18 protein-coding genes are annotated in these 24,519 nt (G+C 70.0%); 10 read left to right on the top strand and 8 right to left on the bottom strand.

What is annotated here, in order from left to right:
• Nucleotides 1-90 precede the first annotated feature (90 nt).
• The 7 genes from Q0654_RS21500 (at nt 91) to Q0654_RS21470 (ending at nt 7,713) form a co-directional block, all read left to right on the top strand.
• Nucleotides 91-2,415: a hypothetical protein gene (locus tag Q0654_RS21500; RefSeq protein ID WP_298857268.1), complete on the top strand. Its 2,325-nt coding sequence runs from the start codon at nt 91-93 to the stop codon at nt 2,413-2,415.
• An 87-nt stretch (nt 2,416-2,502) separates the two neighbouring features.
• Nucleotides 2,503-3,123, top strand: coding sequence for a thymidine kinase (locus Q0654_RS21495; protein ID WP_298857266.1), 621 nt, complete (start codon nt 2,503-2,505; stop codon nt 3,121-3,123).
• Between the two features lie 107 nt (nt 3,124-3,230).
• Nucleotides 3,231-4,847, top strand: coding sequence for an ExeA family protein (locus Q0654_RS21490; protein WP_298857264.1), 1,617 nt, complete (start codon nt 3,231-3,233; stop codon nt 4,845-4,847).
• Nucleotides 4,848-4,857: 10 nt separating this feature from the next.
• Nucleotides 4,858-5,709, top strand: a complete 852-nt coding sequence (locus Q0654_RS21485; RefSeq protein ID WP_298857261.1) for a general secretion pathway protein GspB — start codon at nt 4,858-4,860, stop codon at nt 5,707-5,709.
• A 16-nt stretch (nt 5,710-5,725) separates the two neighbouring features.
• Nucleotides 5,726-6,409, top strand: a complete 684-nt coding sequence (locus Q0654_RS21480; RefSeq protein ID WP_298857319.1) for a rhomboid family intramembrane serine protease — start codon at nt 5,726-5,728, stop codon at nt 6,407-6,409.
• Nucleotides 6,410-6,502: 93 nt separating this feature from the next.
• Entirely contained in the window at nt 6,503-6,823 is a 321-nt protein-coding gene (locus Q0654_RS21475) for a DUF1820 family protein (RefSeq protein ID WP_298857259.1), read from the top strand.
• Nucleotides 6,824-6,855: 32 nt separating this feature from the next.
• Complete coding sequence (locus tag Q0654_RS21470) at nt 6,856-7,713, top strand: NYN domain-containing protein (RefSeq protein ID WP_298857257.1); 858 nt, start codon at nt 6,856-6,858, stop codon at nt 7,711-7,713.
• A gap of 22 nt (nt 7,714-7,735) precedes the next feature.
• Here Q0654_RS21470 and Q0654_RS21465 read toward each other — a convergent pair whose 3' ends face one another.
• Nucleotides 7,736-8,164 (bottom strand): universal stress protein, encoded by a 429-nt coding sequence (locus tag Q0654_RS21465; RefSeq protein WP_298857255.1) that lies wholly within the window; start codon nt 8,162-8,164, stop codon nt 7,736-7,738.
• Between the two features lie 140 nt (nt 8,165-8,304).
• On the opposite strand from Q0654_RS21465, the gene Q0654_RS21460 reads away from it, so the two are divergent.
• Nucleotides 8,305-9,687 carry a GGDEF domain-containing protein gene (locus Q0654_RS21460; RefSeq protein WP_298857254.1) on the top strand — a complete coding sequence of 461 codons (1,383 nt, stop codon included), beginning with the start codon at nt 8,305-8,307 and terminating at the stop codon, nt 9,685-9,687.
• A gap of 156 nt (nt 9,688-9,843) precedes the next feature.
• Here the strand turns inward: Q0654_RS21460 and Q0654_RS21455 are convergent, their stop codons facing one another.
• From Q0654_RS21455 to Q0654_RS21445, 3 genes are all read right to left on the bottom strand, one after another.
• Entirely contained in the window at nt 9,844-10,380 is a 537-nt protein-coding gene (locus Q0654_RS21455; RefSeq protein ID WP_298857252.1) for a phosphatase PAP2 family protein, read from the bottom strand.
• Nucleotides 10,377-11,513, bottom strand: coding sequence for a glycosyltransferase family 1 protein (locus Q0654_RS21450; RefSeq protein WP_298857250.1), 1,137 nt, complete (start codon nt 11,511-11,513; stop codon nt 10,377-10,379). The genes Q0654_RS21455 and Q0654_RS21450 overlap by 4 nt, the downstream gene beginning before the upstream one ends.
• Nucleotides 11,514-11,715: 202 nt before the next feature.
• Nucleotides 11,716-12,708, bottom strand: coding sequence for a zinc-dependent alcohol dehydrogenase family protein (locus Q0654_RS21445; protein WP_298857248.1), 993 nt, complete (start codon nt 12,706-12,708; stop codon nt 11,716-11,718).
• A gap of 222 nt (nt 12,709-12,930) precedes the next feature.
• Here Q0654_RS21445 and Q0654_RS21440 point away from each other — a divergent pair, with 222 nt between their 5' ends.
• Nucleotides 12,931-14,241 (top strand): amidohydrolase family protein, encoded by a 1,311-nt coding sequence (locus Q0654_RS21440; RefSeq protein ID WP_298857246.1) that lies wholly within the window; start codon nt 12,931-12,933, stop codon nt 14,239-14,241.
• Nucleotides 14,242-14,534: 293 nt separating this feature from the next.
• On the opposite strand, the gene Q0654_RS21435 is transcribed toward Q0654_RS21440, so the two are convergent.
• The 3 genes from Q0654_RS21435 to Q0654_RS21425 all read right to left on the bottom strand — a co-directional run bounded on the left by Q0654_RS21435 (nt 14,535) and on the right by Q0654_RS21425 (nt 21,452).
• Nucleotides 14,535-17,855 (bottom strand): PAS-domain containing protein, encoded by a 3,321-nt coding sequence (locus Q0654_RS21435; RefSeq protein WP_298857244.1) that lies wholly within the window; start codon nt 17,853-17,855, stop codon nt 14,535-14,537.
• Between the two features lie 175 nt (nt 17,856-18,030).
• Entirely contained in the window at nt 18,031-19,068 is a 1,038-nt protein-coding gene (locus tag Q0654_RS21430; RefSeq protein ID WP_298857242.1) for a PHB depolymerase family esterase, read from the bottom strand.
• A gap of 197 nt (nt 19,069-19,265) precedes the next feature.
• A complete protein-coding gene (locus tag Q0654_RS21425; RefSeq protein ID WP_298857240.1) occupies nt 19,266-21,452 on the bottom strand; it encodes a TonB-dependent receptor in 2,187 nt (728 codons plus the stop codon).
• Between the two features lie 178 nt (nt 21,453-21,630).
• Between Q0654_RS21425 and Q0654_RS21420 the strand changes: the two genes are divergently transcribed.
• Nucleotides 21,631-22,944: a hypothetical protein gene (locus tag Q0654_RS21420; protein ID WP_298857238.1), complete on the top strand. Its 1,314-nt coding sequence runs from the start codon at nt 21,631-21,633 to the stop codon at nt 22,942-22,944.
• A 13-nt stretch (nt 22,945-22,957) separates the two neighbouring features.
• On the opposite strand, the gene Q0654_RS21415 is transcribed toward Q0654_RS21420, so the two are convergent.
• A complete protein-coding gene (locus tag Q0654_RS21415) occupies nt 22,958-24,412 on the bottom strand; it encodes a S8 family serine peptidase (RefSeq protein WP_298857237.1) in 1,455 nt (484 codons plus the stop codon).
• Between the last annotated feature and the right edge of the window lie 107 nt (nt 24,413-24,519).

The raw sequence follows: 24,519 nt of genomic DNA, 5'->3' as shown, positions 1-24,519 counted from the left end.
GCGTGGGTAGCGTTCCGCGCTGCTGCCTGCGCTTGTTGAAGCCGTGGTGAAGAGCGCATCCTTGCCGCGGCTCGTGCCCGGGGGAGCGCCATGTCGATCTTCGCAAGAACCGCACGCCTGGCAGTTGGCGTAGCGCTCGCCTGTGGGCTTGCAGGCTGCCAGGCGCCGGTGCGCAGCGAGCGTGTCGCCGACCTCGTCGATGCCGACGCACTGCTGGGCCAGCGCTACACGCGCCGTGGCGCCGAGCCGGTCGACCCGGCCGAATACCGCGCGCCGCGCCTGCCGCCGCCACGCCCGGACCGCGAGGACGTCCGCGGTTCGCTGATCGAACCGCTGCCCTGGATCGATCGCGGCCCGGCGCCGACCCGCAGCGCCCAGGTCAACGTGCCGCCCAACAACGAGGTCTGCGGTGCGATCCAGGCGCTGGCCCCGCATCCGACCAATGCCAACGTGCTCTACATCGGCGCGGTCAACGGTGGGCTCTGGCGCACGAACAATGCCCTCGCCACATCGCCGACCTGGACGCCGCTGTCCGACCGCCTGCCCTCGCAGTCGATCGGCGCGCTGGCCTTCGACCCCAACGACACTACCCACCAGACCCTGGTCGCCGGGCTGGGTCGCTGGAGCAACTTCGCCCAGCGCGGCGACGATGAAGTCGGCCTCTACCGCACCACCAACGGCGGCAGCAGCTGGACCCATCTCGGCGCCACTGCCCTGCTCGGACAGAAAATCGTGGCGGTCTGGCCACGTGGCGCGACGATTCTCGCCGCCTCGCGCAACGGCGGCCTGTGGCGCAGCACGAACACCGGCGGCAGCTGGAGCCTCGTCTCCGGCAGCGGCGGCCTTCCGGCCGGCGGCATCGGCGACATGGCCGTGAACCGCGACGCGCCAAGCCGCCTCTACGTTTCGGTGCTGGGCTCGCCAGCACGGGTGCTGCGCAGCGACGACGGTGGCGCCAGCTGGACCGACATCAGCGCCGGCATCACTGCGCTGGGCAACTCCAGCAACAACGTGCGGCTGGCCGTGGGGCCCGGCGCCAGCGGTGCGGTGTTCGTGGCCGTCGTCAACAGCAGCGCGATCGCCGGCGTGTTCCGCTCGGCCAACCAGGGCGGCAGCTGGACGGCCATGGACGTGCCGCCGGTGCATCCGGGCGGCCAGGGTGTCATCAATACCTCGATCGCTGTGGACCCGAACAACCAGAATCTGGTCTACATCGGCGGCGACCGCATCACCGCCTCGCCCTTCACCGCCAATCTCCGACGCGGCAATGCGGCCGCCGCTGCGGGCACGCAGTTCACCACGATCATGGATGCCAACGCCGGCAACACCACGCCGCACGCCGACAGCCGCAACATGGCCTTCGACGCCAACGGCAACCTGCTGCAGGTCGATGACGGATGCATCTACCGGCGCTCCTCGCCAACGTCATCGGCCGGCACCTGGGTCTCGGTCGCCGGCAATCTCCGGCTGATGGAAGTCCACGATCTCGACCATGACCGGGTGTCCAACATCCTGGTCATCGGCACCCAGGACAACGGCACCCACATGCAGCAGACCGCGGTGAATCCGGTCTGGGTCTCGATCAATGGTGGTGACGGCGGTGACGTGGCGATCGAGGATTCCGGCGCCAGCGGTCTGCGCTTCATCAGCTCGCAGAACCTCGGCGGCTTCAGGCGCGCGACCTACTCGTCCAGCAACGTCCAGTCCGCGAGCGTGTCGGTACCGACCAGCGGCATCGTCACCGATCCGCAGTTCGTGACTCCGGTCGAAGTCAACATCGCCGACCCCGGCCGTCTGCTGGTCGGCGGCACCAACACGCTGTACGAGTCCACCAATGCCAACTCGGCCTCGCCGACGCTGACCTCGCTGGGCGGCCCGGGTGCCAACCGCAACGCCATGGCCTACGGGGCCGCCGGCAACTTCAACATCGCCTATGTCGGTCGCGGCAACCAGGTGTTTCGCCGCTCCGGCGCCAGCTTCGTCGCCGCCACCGCGCTGCCAGCCGGCGCCAACACGGTGACCGATGTCGCCCTGGACCCCGTCAATCCGAACCGGGTCTGGGCCATCGACGACAACCAGGTGTTCTTCTCGTCGGACAGCGGCGCGAGCTGGGCCGACATCACCGGCAACCTGCCGGCGATCAGCTCGCAGGACTTCCGGACCATCGAGTTCATCAATGCCGACGGAGTGGCCCAGCCGGCGCGCGTCGCCCTTGGTACGCGCTCCGGCGTCTATGTCGCCGACAGCGGCAGCTCGGCCTGGGATCTGCTGGGCACCCTGCTGCCCGACGTGCTGGTGTTCGACCTGCGCTACGTGCACGCCCAGCGGACCCTGTATGCGGGCACCCTCGGGCGCGGCGTGTGGTCGCTCGACGTGCGCGCCGGCCGCATCTTCGCGAACGGCTTCGAGCCCTGATCCGGCGCCCCGGTCGGCCGCGAGCTGCGCCCACCGCCGACACCTTCGGGCATACTCCCGCCGCTTTCCGCCGGCACGGAACCGATCTTGGCCAAGCTCTACTACTACTACTCGGCGATGAATGCCGGGAAGACCACCACCCTGCTGCAGAGCGCGCACAACTACCACGAGCGCGGCATGCGCACGCGCATCTTCACGCCACGCCTGGACAACCGCTACGGCGCCGGCATCGTCGCCTCGCGGATCGGCCTGCAGGCGACGGGGGTGATCTTCGATCGCGAGGACGACCTGCTGGCGATGACCCAGCGCGACATCGCCGCGCACGGCCCGCTGCACTGCGTGCTGGTCGACGAGGCGCAGTTCCTCAGCAAGGCCCAGGTCTGGCAGGTCACCGAGATCGTCGACCGCCTGAAGATCCCGGTGCTGGCCTATGGCCTGCGCACCGACTTCCGCGGCGAGCTGTTCGAGGGCAGCCAGTACCTGCTGGCCTGGTCGGACTCGATCACCGAGATCAAGACGATCTGCCACAGCGGCAAGAAAGCGACCATGGTGGTGCGGGTCGATGAGAACGGGCGCGCAGTCTCCGAGGGCCCGCAGGTCGAGATCGGCGGCAACGAGCGCTACGTGTCGGTCTCGCGCGCCGAGTTCAAGGCGATCATGGAGGGCCGCCACGGGATCGAGCCGCAGCAGCCGAGGCTGCCGCTCTAGGGCCGGCCAGAAGTCTCCGCCCGCCGCACGTTTAACGAAGACCTAACCACGCACCTCAAGGCCACGGCCTACAGTGCGCCAGCCCTTCCAGCCCCTTGGCCGACAGGATGTACCTGCAGTTCTACGGCCTCGCCGAGCCGCCCTTCTCGATCACCCCTGATCCGCGCTTCGTGTTTCTTTCGGAGCGCCATCGGGACGCGCTCGCGCACCTGCTCTACGGCATCGGCCAGGGCGGCAGCGGCGGCTTCGTGCAGCTCACCGGCGAGGTCGGCACCGGCAAGACGACCCTGTGCCGCCTGCTGCTGGAGCAGATGCCGGCCGACACGCGCGTCGCCCTGGTGCTCAACCCGCGGCTGTCGCCGGTCGAGCTGGTGGAAACCATCTGCGAGGAGCTGAAGCTCGAGGTCGAGCCGGTGCGCGGCAGCCTGAAGGGCCTGGTCGATCTGTTGAACACCTACCTGCTGCGCGCCTACGGCGACGGCCTGCGGGTGGTGCTGATCATCGACGAGGCGCAGAACCTCAGCTTCGAAGCGCTGGAGCAGGTGCGCCTGCTGACCAATCTCGAAACCTCCACCCAGAAGCTGCTGCAGATCATCCTGCTGGGCCAGCCGGAGCTGCGCGAGACGCTGGCGCGGCCGGAGCTGCGCCAGCTCACCCAGCGCATCACCGCGCGTTTCCATCTGACGCCGCTGTCGGCCGACGAGACCGAGGACTACCTGCGCCATCGGCTGGCGGTCGCCGGCTGCCAGCGCTTTCCGTTCTCGCGGCTGGCGGTGCGGCGCATCCACCAGCATGCCGGCGGCGTGCCGCGACTGATCAATGTGATCGCCGATCGCGCGCTCACCGCCGGCTACGTCGGCGAGCTCGGCCAGATCGGCGAGAAGGACGTCGAGCGTGCCGCCCGCGAGGCGCTGGCCTCGACTGCACAGCGCGCGCGCCCCTGGCTGCTGTCGGCGGCCGGCATACTCGCGGTGGCCGCGGTGTTCGCTGGCCTGTGGCATCAGCGCGGCCAGCATCCGGCAGACACCGTCGCCACCGAAGACACGACAACCACCGCGGCGACCGCCAGTGAGCCGTCCGCGCCCGCCTCGCCCGGCATCGACGAAGCCGGCCTGCGCTCACTGATCGAGGCCAGTGACGGCACCAGCTACGCGGCCTGGAACCACCTGCTGGCGCTGTGGACCCTGCGCGCCCGCGAAGCCGACGTGCGCACCGCCCAGCGCTGTCCGCTGCAGTTGGGCGCCGGCGTGTACTGCCTGCGCGCCGCCGGCAACCTCGCCAAGCTGGAAACCCTGCGGCGCCCGGTCCTGCTGCGACTCACCTCGGGCAATCGCGAAGCCTGGGCGGTGCTGCTCGGCAGCGGCGAGGCGCGCGTGCGCCTGCTGCTCGACGGCGAAACGGTCGAAGCGCCGCGCGCGCTGTTCGAGCGCCTGTGGCTGGGCGAATTCCACGTCGTCTGGCGCGCGCCCGGCTTCATCAGCGGCAACCTGCGCCGCGGCGATGTCGGCCCGGCGGTCGACTGGCTGGCGCAGCGGCTGGTGGAGGCACGCCACCTCACCGCACTGTCGCCGGGTCCGCAAAGTTTCGATGCCGCCATGGAGGATGCGGTACGTCGCCTGCAGGCGCGGCACGGCCTGGCGCCGGATGGCATCGTCGGCCCTGAAACTCTGCTGGCCGCCACCACCCATCTGCCGGGCGGGCCGCGCCTGCGCCGTCTGCGCTGAAGGGCCGCCCATGTCGCTGATCCTGGAAGCCCTCAAGAAATCGGAAGCCGAGCGCCGACTCGGCCATGCGCCCGGCCTGATGGACGCACAGCCGCGGACGCGACGGCGGCGCGCGCCGGTGGGTCTGTGGGCCCTCGTGGCCGTGCTGATGCTCGCCATCGGCGGCACCGCCTACTGGTACGGGCAGCGCAGCCAGACCGCGATGCCGGCGCCCGGGCAGGCCTCCGCGCCGCAGCCGGGGCCGGAGGCCGGCAGCGCGGCGCCGCCGGCGACCGCCGATGTGCACTCCTCGGCACCGCTCCCGTCGACGGCCGTGCAGGCGCAGGCCACGCCATCCGCGGACGCAGGGCCAGTCATCGAGGCTCCGGCCACACGCCTGCCCAGCGATCCGGCGTTCGCCTCGGTCGAGCGCGAATCGCGGCCGCAGCTGCCGGTGAGCGTGCCTGCCGCCGACGCGCCGGTCGCGCCAACGCCGACGCCGCCGCAGGCACCGGCGCCATCGGCACAGCCCGCCGAGGCGCCTACCGCAGCACCCTCGACGGCAACAGCAAGCGCAGTCGATTACGCATCCTCGAGTGCATCCACCCCTCCGCCTGTCGCCCCCGCTGCGCCCGCCCCGCCTGCAGCCGAGCACCTGCCCGAACTGTCCAGCATCGGCCACGAAGCGCGCGGGCAGCTGCCGCCTCTCAAGGTCAGCATGCATGTGTATACGGAGGACCCGGCCGGACGGGTGGTGATCATCGACGGCCGTCGCCTGCGCGAAGGCGACGCCGTCGACGCGCGCCTGCGGCTGGCCGAGATCCGTCGCGACGGCAGCGTGCTCGAACTGGACGGCCGCCGCTACCGGCTGCCGCGGCCGTGAGGCCGACGGCATGAACGTGTTCGTCAGCGTGCCGGGGCGCCGGCGCCCTCGCCTGCGTTGGGTGACGCCGGTGCTGGTGGCGCTGAGCATGGCCGGCTTCGTCTGGCTGGCCACCCTGGAGCCCGACGCGCGCGCCAGCCTGCTGCTGCGCTGGGGCACCGTACCGGCCTCGCTGTTTTCGCCCTCGGCACTGACCTCGGCCCTGCTCGACGGCCGCGCCTTCAGCCTGGTCAGCGCCCTGTTCCTGCACGCCAACTGGCTGCATCTGCTGGGCAACCTGCTGTTCCTGCTGATCTTCGGCCTGCCGGCAGAACGCAGCCTCGGGCCGCTGCGCTTCCTGCTGGTGTTCTTCCTCTGCGGGGTGGCGGCCAACCTGAGCGCGGCCTGGTCGCTCGACGGCACCGCGGCGGTGATCATCGGCTCCAGCGGCGCGGTGTCCGGGCTGATCGGCGCCTTCCTCGTGCTTTTCCCGCGCGCGGAGCTCGCGATCGTGCTGCCGCTGGGCGTGTTCCTCGAGTTCGTGCGCACCCCCGCTTCGGTGCTGATCGGCATCTGGGCGCTGCTGCAGCTGATGTTCGCCTACGTCGGCCCGACCTTCGGTGCGGTCGCCTGGTGGGCACACCTGTCCGGCTTCGCGCTCGGCATGGTGCTTGCTTTGTTCATGCGGCGGGGCGTGGAGCGCAAGCTGCGGCGCAACTGAGCATGCCTCCCGGCTTTTGTTGATAAGGGCCCGGCCCGCCTATACTCGCGCGTTCGCCCCAATGTCCCCGATCCCGAGCCCGGGCTCCGCCGCATGAGCAGCCGTCTGTACAAGATCACCTTCCTCAATGCCGGCAAGATCTACGAGCTGTACGCGCGCCGCGTCAGCAGCAGCGCCCTGTGGGGCTTCACCGAAGTCGCCGAACTGGTCTTCGATGCCCACGACTCGCTGGTGGTCGATCCGACCGAGGAGCGTCTGCGCAGCGAGTTCGGCGACACCCGCGTCCTGCACCTCCCCATGCAGTCCATCGTCCGCGTCGAGGAAGTCGAGCGCCGCGGCCAGCTGAGCATTCGCGACTCGGCCACCGGCGAGCGCGTCATCACCCCCTTCCCGATGCCGGGCAAACCGCGCTGACCGCGCCCCCACCAGAACCCATGGACGCCTGCATGAATCGTGTTGCCGTTTTCATCGACGCCGGCTATCTCTACGCCTCGGCCATCAAACTGCTTACCGGCATCAAGCAGTCGCGCAGCGCGATCACGCTGTCCTACGAGGATTTCCTCGACTACATCATCAAGCAGTCCGAGGCGCTGACCCGCCGCGAGCTGCTGCGCGTGTACTGGTACGACGGCACCAGCTCGGGCCCGACCGGCGCCCACCGCAAGCTGGCCTACCAGTCGAACGTCAAGCTGCGCCTCGGCATGGTCAGCCTGGCCGGCGAGCAGAAGGGCGTCGACTCGCTGCTGATCATGGACATGGCCAACCTGGCGCAGAACCGCGCGATGAGCGATGCGGTGGTGCTGACCGGCGACGAGGACATTCGTGTCGGCGTTGTCCTGGCCCAGCAGTACGGCGTGCGAGTGCATCTGGTCGGCATCGCCGACCCGGACGGCGAACGCAACCAGAGCTCGATGCTGCAGCAGGAGGCCGACACCACCGGCCTGATCGGCCTGGAAGAGCTGCAGAAGTTCGCCACGGTCAACGACCGCAGCAGCAGCGAGCACGGCGAGGACGACGAGTACGGCGACGATCCGGCCGCCGCCGCCCTGGTCCAGCAGCTGCTGGACGAAGCCGCGGGCTCGCTGATCGGGATGCTCAACCCGGATGAGCTGATCCAGGCGCGGATCGGGCTGGGCACCGGCGCGCAGTCGGTGCCGCCGATGCTGGACCGCCAGCTGCTGACGGTCGGTCGCCAGCGCATGCAGCGCGATCTGATGCCGCACGAGAAGCGTCAGCTGCGCGCGCGCTTCGTCACCCAGCTGAAGCGCGCCGCGCCGGATCCGAACGAACCCGCCGAGGCCTGAGCGGCCGCGCCCGCCGGCGCGGCTACTTGACCAGCAGCACCGGCACCTTGGACAGGTGCACCACCCGCGTCGCCACCGAGCCCATCAGCAGGTTGGAGACCGCCCCCATGCCGCGGGTGCCCATGATCACGGTGTCGCAGCCATGCGTATCCACGGCGCGCGCGACTTGCTCGGCGACCCCGCCCAGCGCGCTGTGGCCCTGGCCTTCGATGCCGGCCGCCGCCAGCATCTGCAGTCCGCCGTCCAGCACCTCGCCGGCCGCGCGCAGGGCGGCCTTGCGCAGGCTGTCGAGCAGGCTGGCGGTGAGATAGTCGCCGTAGACCACCGGCTCGTCCTGCACGTTGAGCAGATGGATCGACAGCCGCCCGTACTCGCGGACGAAGTCGATCGCGTACTGCAGCGCGCGCTTGGCGCCATCGGAACCGTCGAAGGGAATCAGGACGCTGCGCATGGCCTCTCCTCGCATGGCTCGACCGGGCGGTCGGTGCCGGCAGTGTGCCGCGCCCGGCGAGCGCAGTCTTGAGCGTGGTCAAGCCTCGCGACGGCACGTGGCTTGCTACGCTGGCCGCGCCCTTGCCATCCTGCCCCGCCATGCCCGACAGCCAAGAACACTGGAAGGACAAGTACCTCGATGCGATCGACCGCTTCGAGCGCGAGGAGGCGCGGTGGAACCGCATGGACGCGACCCTGCGACGGGCGATCGGCCGCCTCGGCATCGCCTGTCGCGGGCTCGACAACCGGCTCGACGAGGAGCTGTCGGAATTCACCCAGGCGATCCGCCAGAAAGTCGACATCGAGATTCTGGAGCGCCGTATCGATGCCTTGTCCGAGGCCATCGTGGCCCTCGACGAAGCCCCCGCCGCGCCCAGCTTCACGCCACCGCCGGCGCTGAAGGCGGTGGCAAGCGCGGCTGCAGCGCCGGCGCCTCCGCCCGGCGACCACGGTGCGGGCCTGCTGCGCCACCTGATCGCGCAGCTGGCGCCAGACCCGAGCCTCGGCGAGGACCTCGGCGCACTGGCCGAGCGTATCGAGCCCGGCATCGGCAAGGACGCGCTGATCGGGCTGGCCGAGGGTCTGGCCGAACTGATCAACCGCCAGCAGCAGCAGCTCAATCGCGAGCGCCTTGGCATGGAGGGCCTGCTCGCCCAGGTCGACAGCCGACTCGATGAATTCGCGACCTACCTGATGCAGGACCGCGCCTCGCGCGTGGACGAGCGCGCCAGCCGCAGCGAGCTCAGCAGCCGGATCAGCACCGAGGTCGATTCGCTGGGCCGCCACACCCGCCAGGCCACCGAACTCGACCAGCTGAAGGCGCAGGTCAGCACGCGCCTGTCGGCGATCGACACCCACGTGCAGGACTACCGCAGCCGCGAGGAGCAGCGCATCGCCAAGCTGGAGGAGCGCGGTGACGCGATGCGCATGCGCATCGACGAGCTCGAGCGCGAGACCTCGCAGCTGCGGCAGTCGCTGCAGGCCGAGCAGCAGATGGCGGCCACCGATCCGCTGACCCGCATCCCCAACCGCCTCGCCTACCAGCAGGCGCTGGCCGAGGAGATCGATCGCTTCCGGCGCTTCGGGCGGCCGGTGTCGCTGGCGGTCTGGGACATCGACGCCTTCAAGGCGATCAACGACAGCTACGGCCACAAGGCGGGCGACAAGGTGCTGTTCGCGGTCGCGCAGGTGCTGCGCAAGCACCTGCGCAGCACCGACTTCGTGGCCCGCGTCGGCGGCGAGGAATTCATCAGCCTGCTGCCCGGCGCCGACCTCGCGCAGGCGCAGCACCTCTGCGAGGACCTGCGCCGGAAGATCGCCCTGATCGGTTTCCACTTCGGCGGCACCCCGGTCAAGGTGACCACCTCGGTGGGCCTGACCGAACTCAAGGGTGAGGACGACAGCGAGAGCGTGTTCGACCGCGCCGACCAGGCCCTCTACCGCGCCAAGCGCGGCGGACGCGATCGGTGCGAGGTGGGTTGAGAGCGGGGATTGGGGATTCGGGATTCGCAAGAGCGCGCAGGTCGCGCCGCGCGCTTCGAGACTTGACCGGACGGGTGTCGCGACCTCAGTCCTATGCCCGGCAAGGCGCCACAACCTACGGTCGAATCCCGAATCCCGAATCCCCAATCCCAGCTCTCAAGCCAACGGCCACCCCATCCCCCCCGCCCACAGCGCGACCCCGCCGATGCCGCAGGCGATGCCGGTGGCGGCCAGGACGTCGCTTGGATAGTGCAGACCCAGAACCACGCGCGAGGCGCCGACGCTGGCGGTGAACGGGATCAGCAGGGCGGCCAGCTGCGGGTAGTGGGCGAGTGCCACCAGACTGAAGGCCACCGCGTGCAGGGTATGGCCCGAGGGGAAGCTGAACTCGTCCAGCGGGTGCACCAGCGGGCGGATGCGGCGGTCCGAGGCGAAGGGGCGCGGACGCTTGGTCCAGCGCTTGAGCACACGGTAGAGCAACAGCGCCGCGGCTCCAGTAGCGGCCATGTGGGCCGAAGCCGCGAGGCCGTCATAGCCGTCGAACACCACGATCAGGCCCATCAGCGCGTACCAGAACACGCCGTCACCGAGACGACTGACGGTCGAGAAGTAGGTCCGCACCAGCGAGCGGTGGCCCCAGCGGTTGGCGGCGAGGCAGAACGCGGCTTCGCCGCGGACAAGGCGCGAACTCATGCAGCTCTCCTTTCGGCCAGATCGGTCAACAGCAAAGCAAAGCTGGCGGCAACGCTGGCCGGGCTGAGATGCGCCACTGCGGCGCGCGCGCGCTGCCCGCAGGCCACGCGGCGCGCATCGTCGATTCCCAGCGCGCACACCGCATCGACGAAGCGCAGCTCGTCACCACAGGGCGGCGCCGCGCCGTGTTCGCCATCGCGCAGATGTTCGCGCGCTGCGCCGTAGTCATAGGCCACGGTGGCGACGCCGCTGGCCATGGCTTCGAGCGTCACGTTGCCGAAGGTCTCGGACAGGCTGGGGAAAACGAACAGGTCGGCGCTGGCGAAGTGCGCGGCCAGGCTCTCGCCGCGCAGCACGCCGGTGAACAGGAAGTCGGGGTTGGCCGCAGTCAGCTCGGCGCGCGCCGGGCCGTCGCCGACGAACACGAAGCGCGCGTCCGGGCGCTGCTGCTGCAGGGCACGGAAGGCGCGCACCGCGAGACCGAGATTCTTTTCCGGCGCGATGCGGCCCACGTGGATCAGGGCGAGCTGGTCGGGCGAGAGGCCCAGCGCCGCGCGCACCGCTTCCGCACGTCGCTGCGGGTGGAACAGCGCGGTATCCACCGCGCGCCGCAGCAGGCAGGGCCGGGCGAAGCCATGCTCACGCAGGAAGGCCTGCAGCTCCAGAGTCGGTACGAGGGTCGCCTGCGCACTGTTGTGGAAGCGCCGCATCCAGGCGAACACCCAGGGCCGCAGAAAGCCGACGCCATAGCGGCCGGCATAGTCGTCGAAGCGGGTGTGAAAGCCGGTGGCAACCGGAATCCCCAGCCGGTTGGCCGCCTTCACCGCCGACCAGCCGAGCGGACCCTCGGTGGCCACGTAGATGGCATCGGGTCGCTGCGCCTGCCAGCGCGACAGCAGTCGACGCCCCGCCGGCAGGCCGAAGCGCAGGCCCGGATAGCGCGGCAGCGCCGCGCCCGCCGTCAGCAGCTCATCGCCGCGCGCGGGGCCGTCTGCCTGACGCGGCCGGATCACCTCGACCGCATGGCCCAGGGCGCGCAGGCCGTTCTCCAGCCCAGCCACGGTCAGGGCAACGCCGTTGACCTCGGGCGGATAGGTCTCGGTGACCAGCGAGAAACGACGGGCGATCGACATGGCGCCAGCCTGTGCCGCCGCCATGTCGCCGGAGTGACGCGCAGGTTAAGCGCGGATGACAGGCGCTGGACCGGGGACGAGCCGCGGGCCGGAACGCCGCTGCGTTCGCTCAGCCAAGAAACCTGGCCGTCGGCACGCCCCGCGCGCGGCATCGCCGCTCTGCCGAATCCCGAATCTCGAATCCCCAATCCCGGCTTCAGAGCTACTCGTCCGCCCCCGGCACCACCAGCACCTTGCCGCTGCGGCCGCCGCGCGCCGCCTCGGCCACGGCTTCCTGGATCTCGCTGACCGGGAAGGTCGCGGCGATCCGCGCCTGCAGTTGGCCCTTGGCGATCAGCCGGGTCAGCTCGCCATAGACCTCGGCCTGTTCGGCGCGAGTGGCATTGCGGAACCAGCGCGCCAGCCAGAAGCCGACCAGGCGCACGTCGCGGAACACCAGCGAGGCGGCCGAGATCTGGCAGGGCTCACCGCTCATCATTCCGTAGTTGACCACCGTGCCGCCGCTGGCCACGCAGCGCGCGAGGCGCTCGGTGGCCATACCGCCAACCGCATCGATACCGAGCCGGATCTTCGCCTTGCCGGTGGCCTCGGCCACGCGCTGGGCGAGGTCATCGCCGTCGACCAGCAGCACATCGCCGGGATTGGCCTCCATCTGTTCACGCGCCGAATCACGGCGCACCACGTTGACGGTCTTCAGGCCGCGCAGCTTGGCCAGCTCGATCAGGTAGCCGCCGACCGCCGAGTTGGCGGCGTTCTGGATCACCCATTCGCCCGGCTGCAAGTCGACGAACTGGCGCAGCATCAGCAGCGCGGTCGGCGGATTGATCGCCAGCATCGCCAGCTGCCGCGCATCGGCACCCTCGGGCAGCGGCACGAACTGCGCCGCCGGCGCCTGCACATGCGTGCTCCAGCTGCCGCAACCGACCGGCAGCAGCACCAGCTGGCCCGCGCTGAAGCCCTGCACGCCCTCGCCGATCAGTTCGATGCGGCCCACGCCCTCGTTGCCGCCAATCGCCGGCAGCGGCGGCAGCTGGCCGTAGTCGCCGGTCAGCGTCAGCACATCGCTGGGGTTGATGGCCGCCGCCACCACGCGCACGCGCAGCTCGCCGGGCGCAGGTGCGGGCAGCTCGAAGTCGACGGCGTGGATCACATCCTGCGGCACCGGGCCGCGGGTTTCGTACTGGGCGCGTTTCATGGGGAGCCTCAGGATTCGGGATTCGGGATTCGGGATTCGGGATTCGGTGCGAGGGTAGCAAGCCCAGGTCTCGCGGTGACGCGCGCGTCGGTCTGTCGCTGGGCGGAATGCTTGTTGGAGAGAACCAGACATCAGGACTTTACGGACATCGCCCGCCGCCGCGGCGCGCCTACACTCGTGAATCGCGGGCCAAGCGCCCTGCCCGCCCTCCAGGAGATGCACATGCCCATCCGCACCCCGCTCGCCGCCGCACTTTCGCTCTGCCTCGCCCTGCCCGCCTCCGCCGCCGACCTGCTGGTGCAGGCCGGGCGCCTGCTGGACGCGCCGGGCACGGCGCCGCGCGCGGCCAGCACCCTGCACGTGCGCGATGGCCGCGTGGTCGAGGTGCGCGAGGGGCATCTGGATGCTGCGTCCTTCGGACTCGAGTCCGCCGAGGTTCTGGACCTGCGCGCGCACTTCGTGCTGCCGGGCCTGATCGACAGCCACGTGCATCTGTCCTCCGACAAGGGCGGCGTGGCCGGCCAGCTGGCCGGCGTGCAGATGAACCCGGTCGATGTCGCCTACGAGGCGCAAATGAATGCGCGCAAGACCCTGATGGCGGGCTTCACCACGGTGCGCAACCTCGGTGACTCCGACGGCGTGATCCGCGCGCTGCGCGATGCCGTGCGTGCCGGCAAGGTCGAGGGCCCGCGCATCCTCACCGCCAACAGCAGCATCTCGGCGACCTCGGGCCATGCCGATCCCACGCTCGGCTTCCGCAGCGACCTGCGCGCGGCGGTGAACCGCAACGGCAATGTCTGCGACGGCGTCGATGCCTGCCGGCGCGCGGTGCGCACGCAGATCTCGGAAGGCGCCGACGTGATCAAGATGACCATCACCGGCGGCGTCAACAGCCGCATCGGTGCCGGCCTTGGCGTGCAGATGTTCGAGGACGAGGCCCGCGCGGTGGTCGAGACCGCGCGCATGTACGACAAGAAGGTCGCCGTGCATGCGCACGGCGCCGACGGCATCAACCTCGCCCTGCGCCTGGGCGTGGATTCGATCGAGCACGGAACATTGCTGGACGACGCCAGCCTCAAGCTGTTCCGCGACAGCGGCGCCTACTACGTGCCGACCCTGTCGACGGTGAACGGCTACCTGGAGCGCATCGCCAGCAACCCCGATGCCTACACCGGCGAGGTGCGCAGCAAGATCGACTGGCGCATCGGCATCACGGGCAAGGCGCTGGAGCGTGCGGTGCCGGCCGGCGTCAAGATCGCCTTCGGCACCGATGCCGGGGTCAGCCTGCACGGCCGCAATGCCGATGAATTCGAGCTGCTGGTCAAGCACGGCCTGACGCCGATGCAGGCGATCGAAGCCGCCACCACGCATGCCGCCGATCTGCTTGGCCTTGCGGGCACGGTCGGCGCGCTCACGCCGGGGCATGCGGCCGACCTGATCGCGGTCCAGGGCGATCCGCTGGCCGATGTCACCGTGCTGAAGCGGGTCGACTGGGTGCTGCGCGACGGCCAGGTGCTGAAGCGTCCGGATTAAGTGCTGGTGCCGGGGGCCTCAACGGCGTGAACGCTCAAAGCATGGATTGGGCTGCGCATCCCGTGCTCGGCACCCGTGCCCTTGGAGTCGACGGCATCGGGCGGTGCGCCACAGGCGCACCCTACAAACTCGGGTGACGCCTTCACAGCAGTCGGGCGAGACAGGGCCATTGAATAAGGTGCGCCTGTGGCGCACCAAGCGTGAGACTCCTGCGCCTTGGGCGCTTCATCGCCAGAACTCCCGCTCGCGTGGCACACCAGGCCATCGAAGCGCGCAGACAACATCGCGTGCCTTCAGCTCGCGAGCAGTCGCGTCATCAGGCTGCGCAGGGCCAGCGGCTTGAGCGGCTTGTGCAGCAGCCAGCAGCCGGCCTCGGCGACCTCGGCCCGCACCGCCTCGCTGTGGTCGGCGGTGATGATCGCGCAGGGAATCAGCGCGGCGGCTTCGCCGAGACGGCGGCGCAGGGCGATGCCGGTCAAATCGCCATCGAGGTGATAGTCGAACAGCAGCAGATCCGGCGGCGCCGACAGCAGGGCCACGCGGATGCTCGAAGTGTCCGTCAAGGCCAGCACTTCGCAGCCCCAGCCGCTGAGCAGAGCCTGCATGCCGGCGAGCACGCCCGGATCGTTGTCGACCACCAGCACGCGCGCGCGCAGGCTGGGTCTGGCGGCAGGCGGCGGGCTCTCACTCGTACCCGCGCGCGGCTGCGCACGCAGCGCCACGACGGCGAAGCAGGTGCCGCGCTGCGGCTGCGAGCTGAGCTTCAGCGGCAGCTCGAGCAGGCGCGCGATCCTCTCGGCGATCGACAGCCCGAGTCCGAGACCCTGGCCGCCACGATCCAGCCGGCGGAACTCCTCGAAGATCAGCCGCTGGTGCTCGGGCGCGATGCCCGGGCCCTGGTCGTAGACGCCGATCTCGATGTGCCCGCCGCGTCGACGCGCGCCCAGCAGCACACTGCCGCTCTGCGCATAGCGCACCGCGTTGGACAGGAAATTCTGCAGCACGCGGCGCAGCAGGTTGGGATCGGTACGCACCCACAGGCGCGTGCGCGCCGCGCGCAGGCGCAGGCCCTTGTCCTGCGCCATCAGGCTGAACTCGGAGGCGAGCCCCTGCAGCAGCGGGTCGAGCGCGAAGTCCTCGATCTTCGGCACCAGCCCGCCCGCATCGAGTCGCGAGACATCGAGCAGGCCGGACAGCAGGGTCTCGGCTGAGCTCAGCGCCGCGTCGATCTGGCCCAGCGAATCGCGCAGGACCGGTTCGCTGCTGCGCTGCTGCAGGGCATGGGTGAACAGGTGCGCGGCGTTCAGCGGCTGCGCGAGGTCGTGGCTGATCGCGGCCAGGAAGCGGCTCTTGGCCTGGTTGGCGCGCTCGGCCTCGGCGCGCGCGGCGCGGTACTCGGCGGTGCGCTCGGCGACGCGCTGCTCCAGCGTCTCGTTGATCTGCTTCAGCGCGGCCTCCGCGCGACGGAAATCGGTGACGTCGGTGAACGTCGCCACGAAGCCGCCGCCCGGCATCGGGTTGCCGCGGATCTCGACGATGCGGCCATCGGGAAAGCGCCGCTCGGTGACATAGGGCGTACCGGCGCGCATGTGGGCGATGCGCTTGTCGACCTCGCGCGCGATGTCCACTGCGCCCACCAGACCGCGCTGCAGGTTGTGGCGCACCAGCTCCGCCACCGGCACGCCGACCTGCAGCTCGGCGTCGGAGAAGCCGAACAGGCGCTGGTAGACGCCGTTCCAGGCGACCAGGCGCAATTCGGCATCGACCACGCTGATGCCCTGGGCCATGTTTTCCAGCGCGGCCTCGAGCAGGCGCTGGTTGAAGCGCAGGGCGTCGCTGGCTTCGCCGACGATGGCGGCAACCGTGTCGAGGTCGCGCCCGTGGGCACGCCGCGCGGCGTCCAGCAGCAGGCGTGCCGAAGCTGCCCCGAGCACGGTGGCGAGCTCCGACTCGATGCGCGCCTCGGCCGCGAGGTCGACCCGGCTGTCGTCCTCGCCCAGCGGCAGCAGGGCGGCGAGTCGCGCCTCCGACAAAAAGCGCCCGGCGACTTCGCCCAGGGTGCGCCGATCCAGCCCGGCAGTGGGGCGCATCGACGACTGCGCGCGCGACTCGCCGCGCTGCGCCAGCAGCCAGGTCACCGCGCTGCCGCCAAGCAGGCTCAGCACCAGCGCGCGCGCGGTGCGGCTCCATTCGCCCAGCCCCAGCACGCTGTCCGGCGCCAGCAGGGCGATGCCGAAGGGCCCTTCGCGCAGCCAGACGCTGGCGGCTCCGAAACCCTCGACCAGGCTCGGCAGCAGCAGCACCCAGCACCACAGCGCGAAGCCGGCCAAGAGGCCCCAGAGCACCGCGCGCGGCGGCGTCTGCGGGCGCCAGATCGCGAAGCCGAGCGCCGGCGCCAGCGTGGCCAGGGCCGAGAAGCTCAGTGCGCCGATGTCCGCCAGCGCCTCGGACCCGGCGATGGCGCGGCTGTAGATCCAGGCCAGCAGCACGACCGCGAGGATGATCAGCCGGCGCTGCAGCAGCACGCTGCCGCGCAGGTTGCGGCCGGCGCGCGCGCCCCAGCTGCCGCGCAGCAGCAGCGGCGCCAGCCAGTGGTTGCCGATCATCAGGCTGAGCGCCAGGGTCGACAGGATCACCATGCCGGTCGCCGCCGACAGGCCGCCGAGGAAGGCCAGTAGCGCAAAGCCGCTGTCGCCGCCGGACAGCGGCAGGGCCAGCACGTACAGGTCGGAAGGCACGCCAAGCGGCGCCAGCACCGCCGATCCGGCCGCGGCGATCGGCAGCACCGGCAGGGCGATCAGCAGCATGTACAGCGGGAACAGCCAGCGCGCACTGCGCAGATGGGTCTGCTCGCGGCACTCGACCACGCCGACGTGGAACTGGTGCGGCAGGGTGAACATCGCCAGCACCCCGAGCACGATCAGCGCCGGGAAGCCGCTGGCGCCATCCGCGGCCGGCGTGGGCGGCGTGCTGATGTCGAAGTTCGTCGAGACGTAGACCCCGAGCGCCAGCATCGCCGCCAGCTTGAGCAGGGATTCCACCGCCATCGCCAGCACGAGGCCGCGGTTGTGCTCGGTGGCGCTGGCGCTGCGCGCGCCGAACAGGATCGCGAACAGGGCCATGGCCAGGGCCACGTAGAGCGCGCTGTCCTGCCAGGCCGGCGCGTCCACCGCGTTGCCGCGGGTCAACAGGCCGAAGCTCATCGCCACCGCCTTCAGCTGCAGGGCGATGTAGGGCAGCACGCCGAGCACGGCAATCAGGGTGATGACCGCGGCCAGTGAGGAGCTCTTGCCGAGCCGGGTCGCGATGAAGTCAGCCAGCGAGGTCGCGCGATGCGCCTGCGCGAGCTTCACCAGCTTCATCAGCAAGCCGATGCCGAACACATAAAGCAGGATCGTGCCGACGAAGGTGGGCGGCAGCCACCAGCCCGAACGGGCGGCTTGGGTGACCGTGCCGTAGAAGGTCCAGCTGGTGCAGTAGACCGCCAGCGAGAGGCTGTAGATCAGGCCCCAGTGGCGCTGCAGCAGCTGGGGCCGGCGCTCGCCCAGCAGGGCCGCGCCGAACAGCAGGCCCAGCCAGACCAGGCCCGCGCCCACCAGCAGGGCGACGCTCATGCGCCTACCGCCCCCGGCGCGACCGTCGATACGCCGCTGCAACCCGGATGCCTCGTCGCCCCCGCGCAGGCGGGGGCCCAGTGCTGTGACCCGGCATCACCGCCCACGCCTGGCCCAAGCATTCGCCCCCTCGCTGCGACACCCGCGAGCGGGACGAGCAGCCGCACCGCCAGGCTCAGCGCGCGGCCTCCAGGCCCAGGGCATCCAGAGCACGCGCCAGCCACTGGATCTGCGCGCCGGAGCGCAGGTCGTAGTCGGCGCCGGTGTAGCCCCACCAGTCCCAGCATGCGTTCGGATTCAAGGGCGCGAAGCTCGCGCGGGTCTGCGGATAGAGTACGACCACGCCGTAGGCATCGGCCCAGCGATTGAAGCCGCCTTCGCGGACGAAGGCCTCGCCGACCTTGTCGGCGTTCTGCAGGCAGCCGTGGAAGGCCAGCAGCAGGCCGCAGGATTCGCTTTCGCACTGCGGCGGCACGTAGAGGTAGCCGACCTCGGCGAGGATCGGATCCGAGCCCTCGCCCACCAGCGCCGCCTGGTTGAACGGCAGCAGCGCCCCGCTGGCCGCCTCCGCCGCGCGCGGTGCCGCGCCGAACAACTGCGTAAACACCCGCCCCGGCGCATCGAATCCACAGCGACCCACATATGGCGCCGGAGGATCCGCGCATTGATCGCCCTCGCCCGCCAGCGGCAGCAGATGACCGTAAGTGCCGTCCAGCTGGGCGGCGACGTCGAGGTCCGGCGCATCGCCCTGCAGGGCGCGATACAGATCCACCGCCGCCTGGCCGACCGCGGGCGCGACCTTCAGGTCACTGGCGCCGTGCAGCACCAGCACGCGATCACCCTCAAGGCCCGCGAGCGCGGCGATGCTGCCGTCGGCGGCGCGCGCGCGAACCTGCGCGGCCAGCGCGGCGGCATCGGGTGCCGCCGGCTCCGCTTTCATGCACACGCCCAGCGCCTGGCCGAGGTCGCCGCCGGCACAGCCGTAGGGCCCACCGGCGATCAGCGCGGCACCATGGATGCGATCCGACAGCGCAATATGCGCCTGGGTCGCCATATAGGCGCCCGAAGACAGGCCGACCACGGCCACGCGCTCGCGATCCAGCTGCAGCGTCGGCAGCGGCGGCGACTCCGCGCGACTTGCGCAGCCCGCCAGTGCGAGCGCGAGAGCAAGGGCGGTGAAGGACGACAAGCACTGCATGCGCGCATCGGACATGGTCGATACCTTGCGAAAAAAAATCGGCCGGGCCTCATGCGAGGCGCCGGCCGGACGCGGGGGAGCCGCTGGAAGTGGGCCAGGCTTGCGCAGGCATCGTAGCGACGGAAGACAGGGCGCGGGCAAGCCAACGGCGGGATCTGGGACCGCCACCGCGCCGGCCGCAGGGCCCGACGCGGTGGCGCGATGGCCTCGACTCAGAAGTCGTAGGTCGCCGTCAGGCTGTAGGTGCGCGGCGCGCCGTAGAAGCCGGTGAGCACGCCGAGCGCAGGGATGTTGTAGCCGGTGGTGCGGTACTCCTTGTCGGCGAGGTTGGCGCCTTCCAGCGCGAAACGCCAGGCGCCAGCGGTCTGCCAGATCAGGCCTGCCGAGACGAGGCCATAGCCGGGCTGCTTGATCGCCTCGGACAGGTCGGTGGTCGGATAGACCTCGCTCTGGTAGCTGTAGCTCACGCGCGTGGTGAAGCTGCCGCCGCCATCGAGCTGCAGGGTGTGCAGGCCGGTGATGGCCGCCGAGAAGTCCGGCGCATTGGTGAACTTCTGGTTCGCAGCAACGTTGACGTTGTTGGTGATGAACTCGTCGTACTCGGCGTCCAGCCAGGCGAAGTTGCCCTGCAGGGTGAAGCTCGGCGACAGCAGGGCCTGGTACTCCAGCTCGATGCCGTCGACCGAGCCCTTGCCGGCATTGGTGAAGTCGCCGAAGAACACCGGCGGATTGCTGTTCGGTACGGCGGTGAACACCGACAGCTGGATGTCCTTGTAGTCGCTGTTGAAGTAGGCGAGGTTGACGAACAGGCGATCGTCGAGGAACGCGTTCTTGGCGCCGACCTCGAAGGTGGTGACGGTCTCGTCGTCGAAGGGCAGGCGCGAACGCGGCACCGCGGTGGCCTGGGCGCGGATGTTGAAGCCGCCGGACTTGAAGCCGCGGCTGGCCAGGGCGTACAGCAGGATGTCCTCGCTCACCTTGAAGTCCAGCGAGACCTTGGGCGAGAAGTTCTGGAAGCTCACCGAGTCCTCGAAGTCGGCCGCCACCACGCCGCTGGGGCGGGTGAAGCTCGCGTCGGTGTAGCCGATGTTGTACACGTCGGCAGTCTTCTTCTCGTCGGTGTAGCGGCCGCCCAGGGTCAGCGCCCAGCGCTCGGCGAAGTCCCAGGTGAACTCGCCGTAGACCGCCACGCTGTCGGTATCGACCACGCCCTGGGTGTCGCCGAAGGACAGGCCGTAGAAATTGTTCAGCACCTGACCACCGGCCGAACCGGTGAACCAGTACAGGCCGGCCACGCCGCGGACCTTGCCGCCGGCGTCGTAGTTCAGCTGGAACTCCTGCGAGAGCTGGTCATCCGAATAGAACGCCTTGACGTCGGCGATGGTGTTCGGGAGCGTGTCGAAGTCGATATTGGTCTCGGTGTCCGATTCGCGATAGGCGGTCACCGACTTCAGCACCCAGGCGTCGCCAAGGTTCCAGCTCAGCGTCGCCGAGGCACCGAGCATCGAGGTGTCGTTGATGTTCGGCATGCCGTTGCGGACGTCGTAGCGGCTGTCGAGGGCCGGCACGGTGGCGACGGGAATGACCACATTGGTGTTCGGGCCCAGCATCTTGGCGCCGCGCACGCCGCTCTGGTCGTCCATCCAGTCGACCGAGAACTTCGCGCTGAAGTCCGGCGAACCGAGGTAGCCCAGGGTGGCGCGCGCTGCGAGGATCTCCTTGTCGGACACGTCCTGGCCGGTGCGGATGTTCTCGCCGTAGCCGTCGCGCGAGAGCGAGGCCACCGCGAGGCGCGTTGCCCAGCCGCCGCCGAGCGGCAGGTTGACGCTGGCCTTGGTGTCGAGCTGGCTGTAGTTGCCGAAGGTGATCGAGCCGCGGCCGTAGAAATCCTCTTCCAGCGCCGACGACACGTACTTGATCGCACCGCCGATGGTGTTCTTGCCGTACAGCGAACCCTGCGGCCCGCGCAGCACCTCGATGCGCTCGACGTCGAACACATCCAGCAGCGCGCCCTGCGGACGCGCCACATAGACGTCGTCCAGGTACAGGCCCACACCCGGATCGACACCCCACAGCGGGTCGCTCTGGCCGACCGCGCGAATGTAGGCAGTGAGCGTACTGGACGAGCCGCGCGCGGCGTAGACGGTCAGGTTGGGGACGAAGGCACCGAGGTCGCCGATGTCTTCGACATTGAGCTTGTCGAGTCCGTCGGCGGTGAACGCGGTCACCGCGACCGGCACTTCCTGTAGGGATTCCTCGCGCTTGCGCGCCGACACGGTGATGGCGTCGAGCGTGTTCGGCTTCGCCTCCTCGCCCTGCGCCGGCGCCTGCTGCGCTTGGACGGCGTACGGTGCGGCCAGCAGTGCACCGATGATGAAGCTGAGCGGCTTGCGCATCATGTGGATTCCCCTCCAGGACGTTCGTGGTTTCACGGCGCCTGGGCGACGGGCGCAGGCTGCCGATGCTGCGCAAGCCTAGGTGCGGCCCCGGAAGCGGACACTTGTACCTTCGTACAGTGACGATGCGCGGCGTGGCCTGCGAATACTCGCCGCCGTCGATGACTGAAAGCGCTTGCCCATGCTCAGCCTGATCGGGCTCGTCACTGCCCTGCTGCTCCTGATGCTGCTGACAATCCGCGGCATGAACCTGTTCGTGGCCACGCCGCTGTGCGCGCTGCTGGTGGCGATCACTTCGGACATCGCCCTGCTGCCGCCGCTGGCAGGCGAAGGCCAGGCCAACGTGATCACCGCCTACATGGGCGGCTTCACCAGCTTCATCGCCAGCTGGTTCTTCATGTTCCTGCTCGGCTCGATCTTCGGAAAGCTGATGGAGGACACCGGTGCCGCCGACAGCGTGGCGCGCTGGATCGTCACCGGCATCGGCGCGCAGCGTGCGGCGCTGGCGGTGGTGGTGGCCTGCGCGATCCTCACCTACGGCGGGGTCAGCCTGTTCGTGGTCGCGTTCTCGGTCTACCCCACGGCGCTGGCCCTGTTCCGCGAAGCCGATCTGCCGCGGCGCTTCATTCCGGCCGCGCTGGCCTTCGGGTCGGTCACTTTCACCATGACCTCGGCGGGTTCGCCCGAGATCCAGAACTGGATTCCCATCCAATACCTCGGCACCACGCCGTGGGCCGCCTGGCAGGCCAGCCTGGTCACCGCGATCTTCATGGCCGCAGCCGGCTACGCCTGGCTGGTGTGGATGCTGAAGCGCGCCAAGCTGCGCGGCGAGCACTTCGAAGCCCGCGCCAACGATCCGCAGCCGCAGGACATCGCCCTGCCCGCGGTATGGCGGGCGCTGGTGGGCCCGGCGCTGGTGCTGGTGGTCAGCTTCGTCTTCCACGACAGCCTGCAGACTTCGGCCCTGATCCTCGCCCTGCTGGCCGGCTGCATCGGCGTGTATGCGCTGTGCTTCAGCTCGCGACGCGACCCTGGCAAGGCGATCGCCGAGGGCAGCACTGGCGCACTGATCGCGATCGGCAACACCGCTGCGGTGGTCGGCTTCGGCGCCGTCGCCAAGGTCGCGCCGGCCTTCCTGCTGATCGTCGACTGGGTGACCCATTTGCCGGGCGGGGGGCTGGTCAGCGCCGCGGTGGCGGTCAGCATCGTCGCCGCCATCACCGGTTCGGCCTCGGGTGGGCAGGTGATCGCACTGCCGATCCTCGCACCGATCTTCCTCGGGCAGGGCGTCAACCCCGAGCAGCTGCACCGCTCGGTGGCCATCTCCTCGGGCGTGCTCGACTCGCTGCCGCACAACGGCTACGTGGTCACCACCATCCGCGCCATCTGCGGCGAGACCCATCGCGCGGCCTACGGGCCGATGGCTGCACTCACCGTGATCGTGCCGGGCCTGGGGCTGATCCTCTGCCTGCTGCTGTTCGCGCTGGGGCTATGAGCGCAAGGCAGGATCAGCGCACCGCCTGCAGCTCGAAACCGTTGGCAAACATCGGGCCAGCCGACTCGGCGGCCAGCTGGATCGCCAGCAGCGCGTCGATGCGTCCGTGACCCGCGACCGGGTTCGGATACGTGGTCGGCGCCACCCCGCCGCAGGTCTGGGTGAGGCTCATCGGCACCACGGCGCGCGTCAGCAGAACCTCCAGCGCTTCGGGATTGCGCCGGTACTGCGGAAAGGCGGACATCACCAGGGCGGCGACACCGGCCACATGCGGGGCCGCCATGCTGGTGCCGGTCATGTTGCCGTAGCCGCCGCTGTTCAGAGCCGAACGGATCGTCGTGCCCGGCGCGCTCAGGTCGGGCTTCATGCGTCCGCTGCCGTCGATGGTGATCGGGCCGCGTGAGCTGCTGTTGTTGATGGTGCCGTCGAGCCGGCTGTTGCCGACGGTCAGCGAGCCCGCGAAATAGGCCGGCGGATCGGTGATCGAGCCGCAGCTGGAGCCGGAATTGCCGGCCGCTGCGACAAACAGGATGCCGGCGGCACGCAGGTTGTTGACCGCCGCTTCCAGCAGTGCGCTCTGCTGCGTGGTGCAGCCTTCGCTGGGCGGACAGCCCCAGGAGTTGTTGATCACGTGCGGGGCGAGCAGCGGCTGCGGGTTCTGCCCGGCCGCGTCGGTCGGGGCCAGGAACCAGTCCATGCACTCGAGATAGGTCGCCGGCGAGCCATCGCCCGCATTCATGTTGCGGCAGGCGATCCATTTCGCCTGCGGGGCGATGCCGATCTGGTTGACGCCGCCGGCGCCCACCATGGTGCCGACGGTATGGCTGCCGTGCGAATGGTCGTCGCAGGGTACGGGGCTGTTCGCGCCGCAGCTGCTGCCGGCGACGTGCACGGCGTCGTGCCAGTGGTAGGCGTGGCTGACGCTGCCGCCGCTGTTGCCGCGGTACTGGTCGATCAGGGCCTCATGATTCCAGCGCACGCCGGTGTCGGCGCCGGCCACGGTGATGCCCTGCCCTTCGTGCCCCAGGGCCCAGACTTCGGGCACGCGGATCAGGCTGAGGCTGGCTTCCACCGCGCGCTGCGTCGCCGAGTTGTCTCCAATGTCGGTCGGCTCGGGCAGTCGCATCTTGAAGCTGCGCTCCGGCACCAGGAAAGCCACGCCTGCCTCGCTCCGCACGGCCGCACGCGCGGCCGCGGGCAGGCGGATCAGGCTGGCGTTGAGGACGGTGTAGTGGCGCAGCACGTGGCCACCGTGTGCCGCCGCCAGCCGTTCCGCGGTCTCGCGCTGGGCTGAAGCCACCGCCTGCAGGTGCCGGTAGGCCGACAGCGCGCGCGCATCGCCGGCGAGGCCGGCCATGGACGACAGATCCGCCTGCGCCTCCCAGACCACGAGGACGGGCTCTTGCGCGGGCTGCGCGCTGCCGAGCACGGCGGCTGCCGCGAATACTGCGAGGGAAAAACTCGGCATGTCGCGGTCCACCACCTGCAAGGAGAGCGACAGGCTAGCGCATCACGACGAATGCGTGGATCAGGCAAAGGGCTTGGGGCGCCTGCGCAGGCCGCCACTGGAGCCCA

This window comes from uncultured Aquimonas sp., from assembly GCF_937888285.1.
Taxonomy (GTDB): Bacteria; Pseudomonadota; Gammaproteobacteria; order Xanthomonadales; family Xanthomonadaceae; genus Aquimonas.
This window is presented reverse-complemented; position numbering and strand designations above follow the sequence as displayed.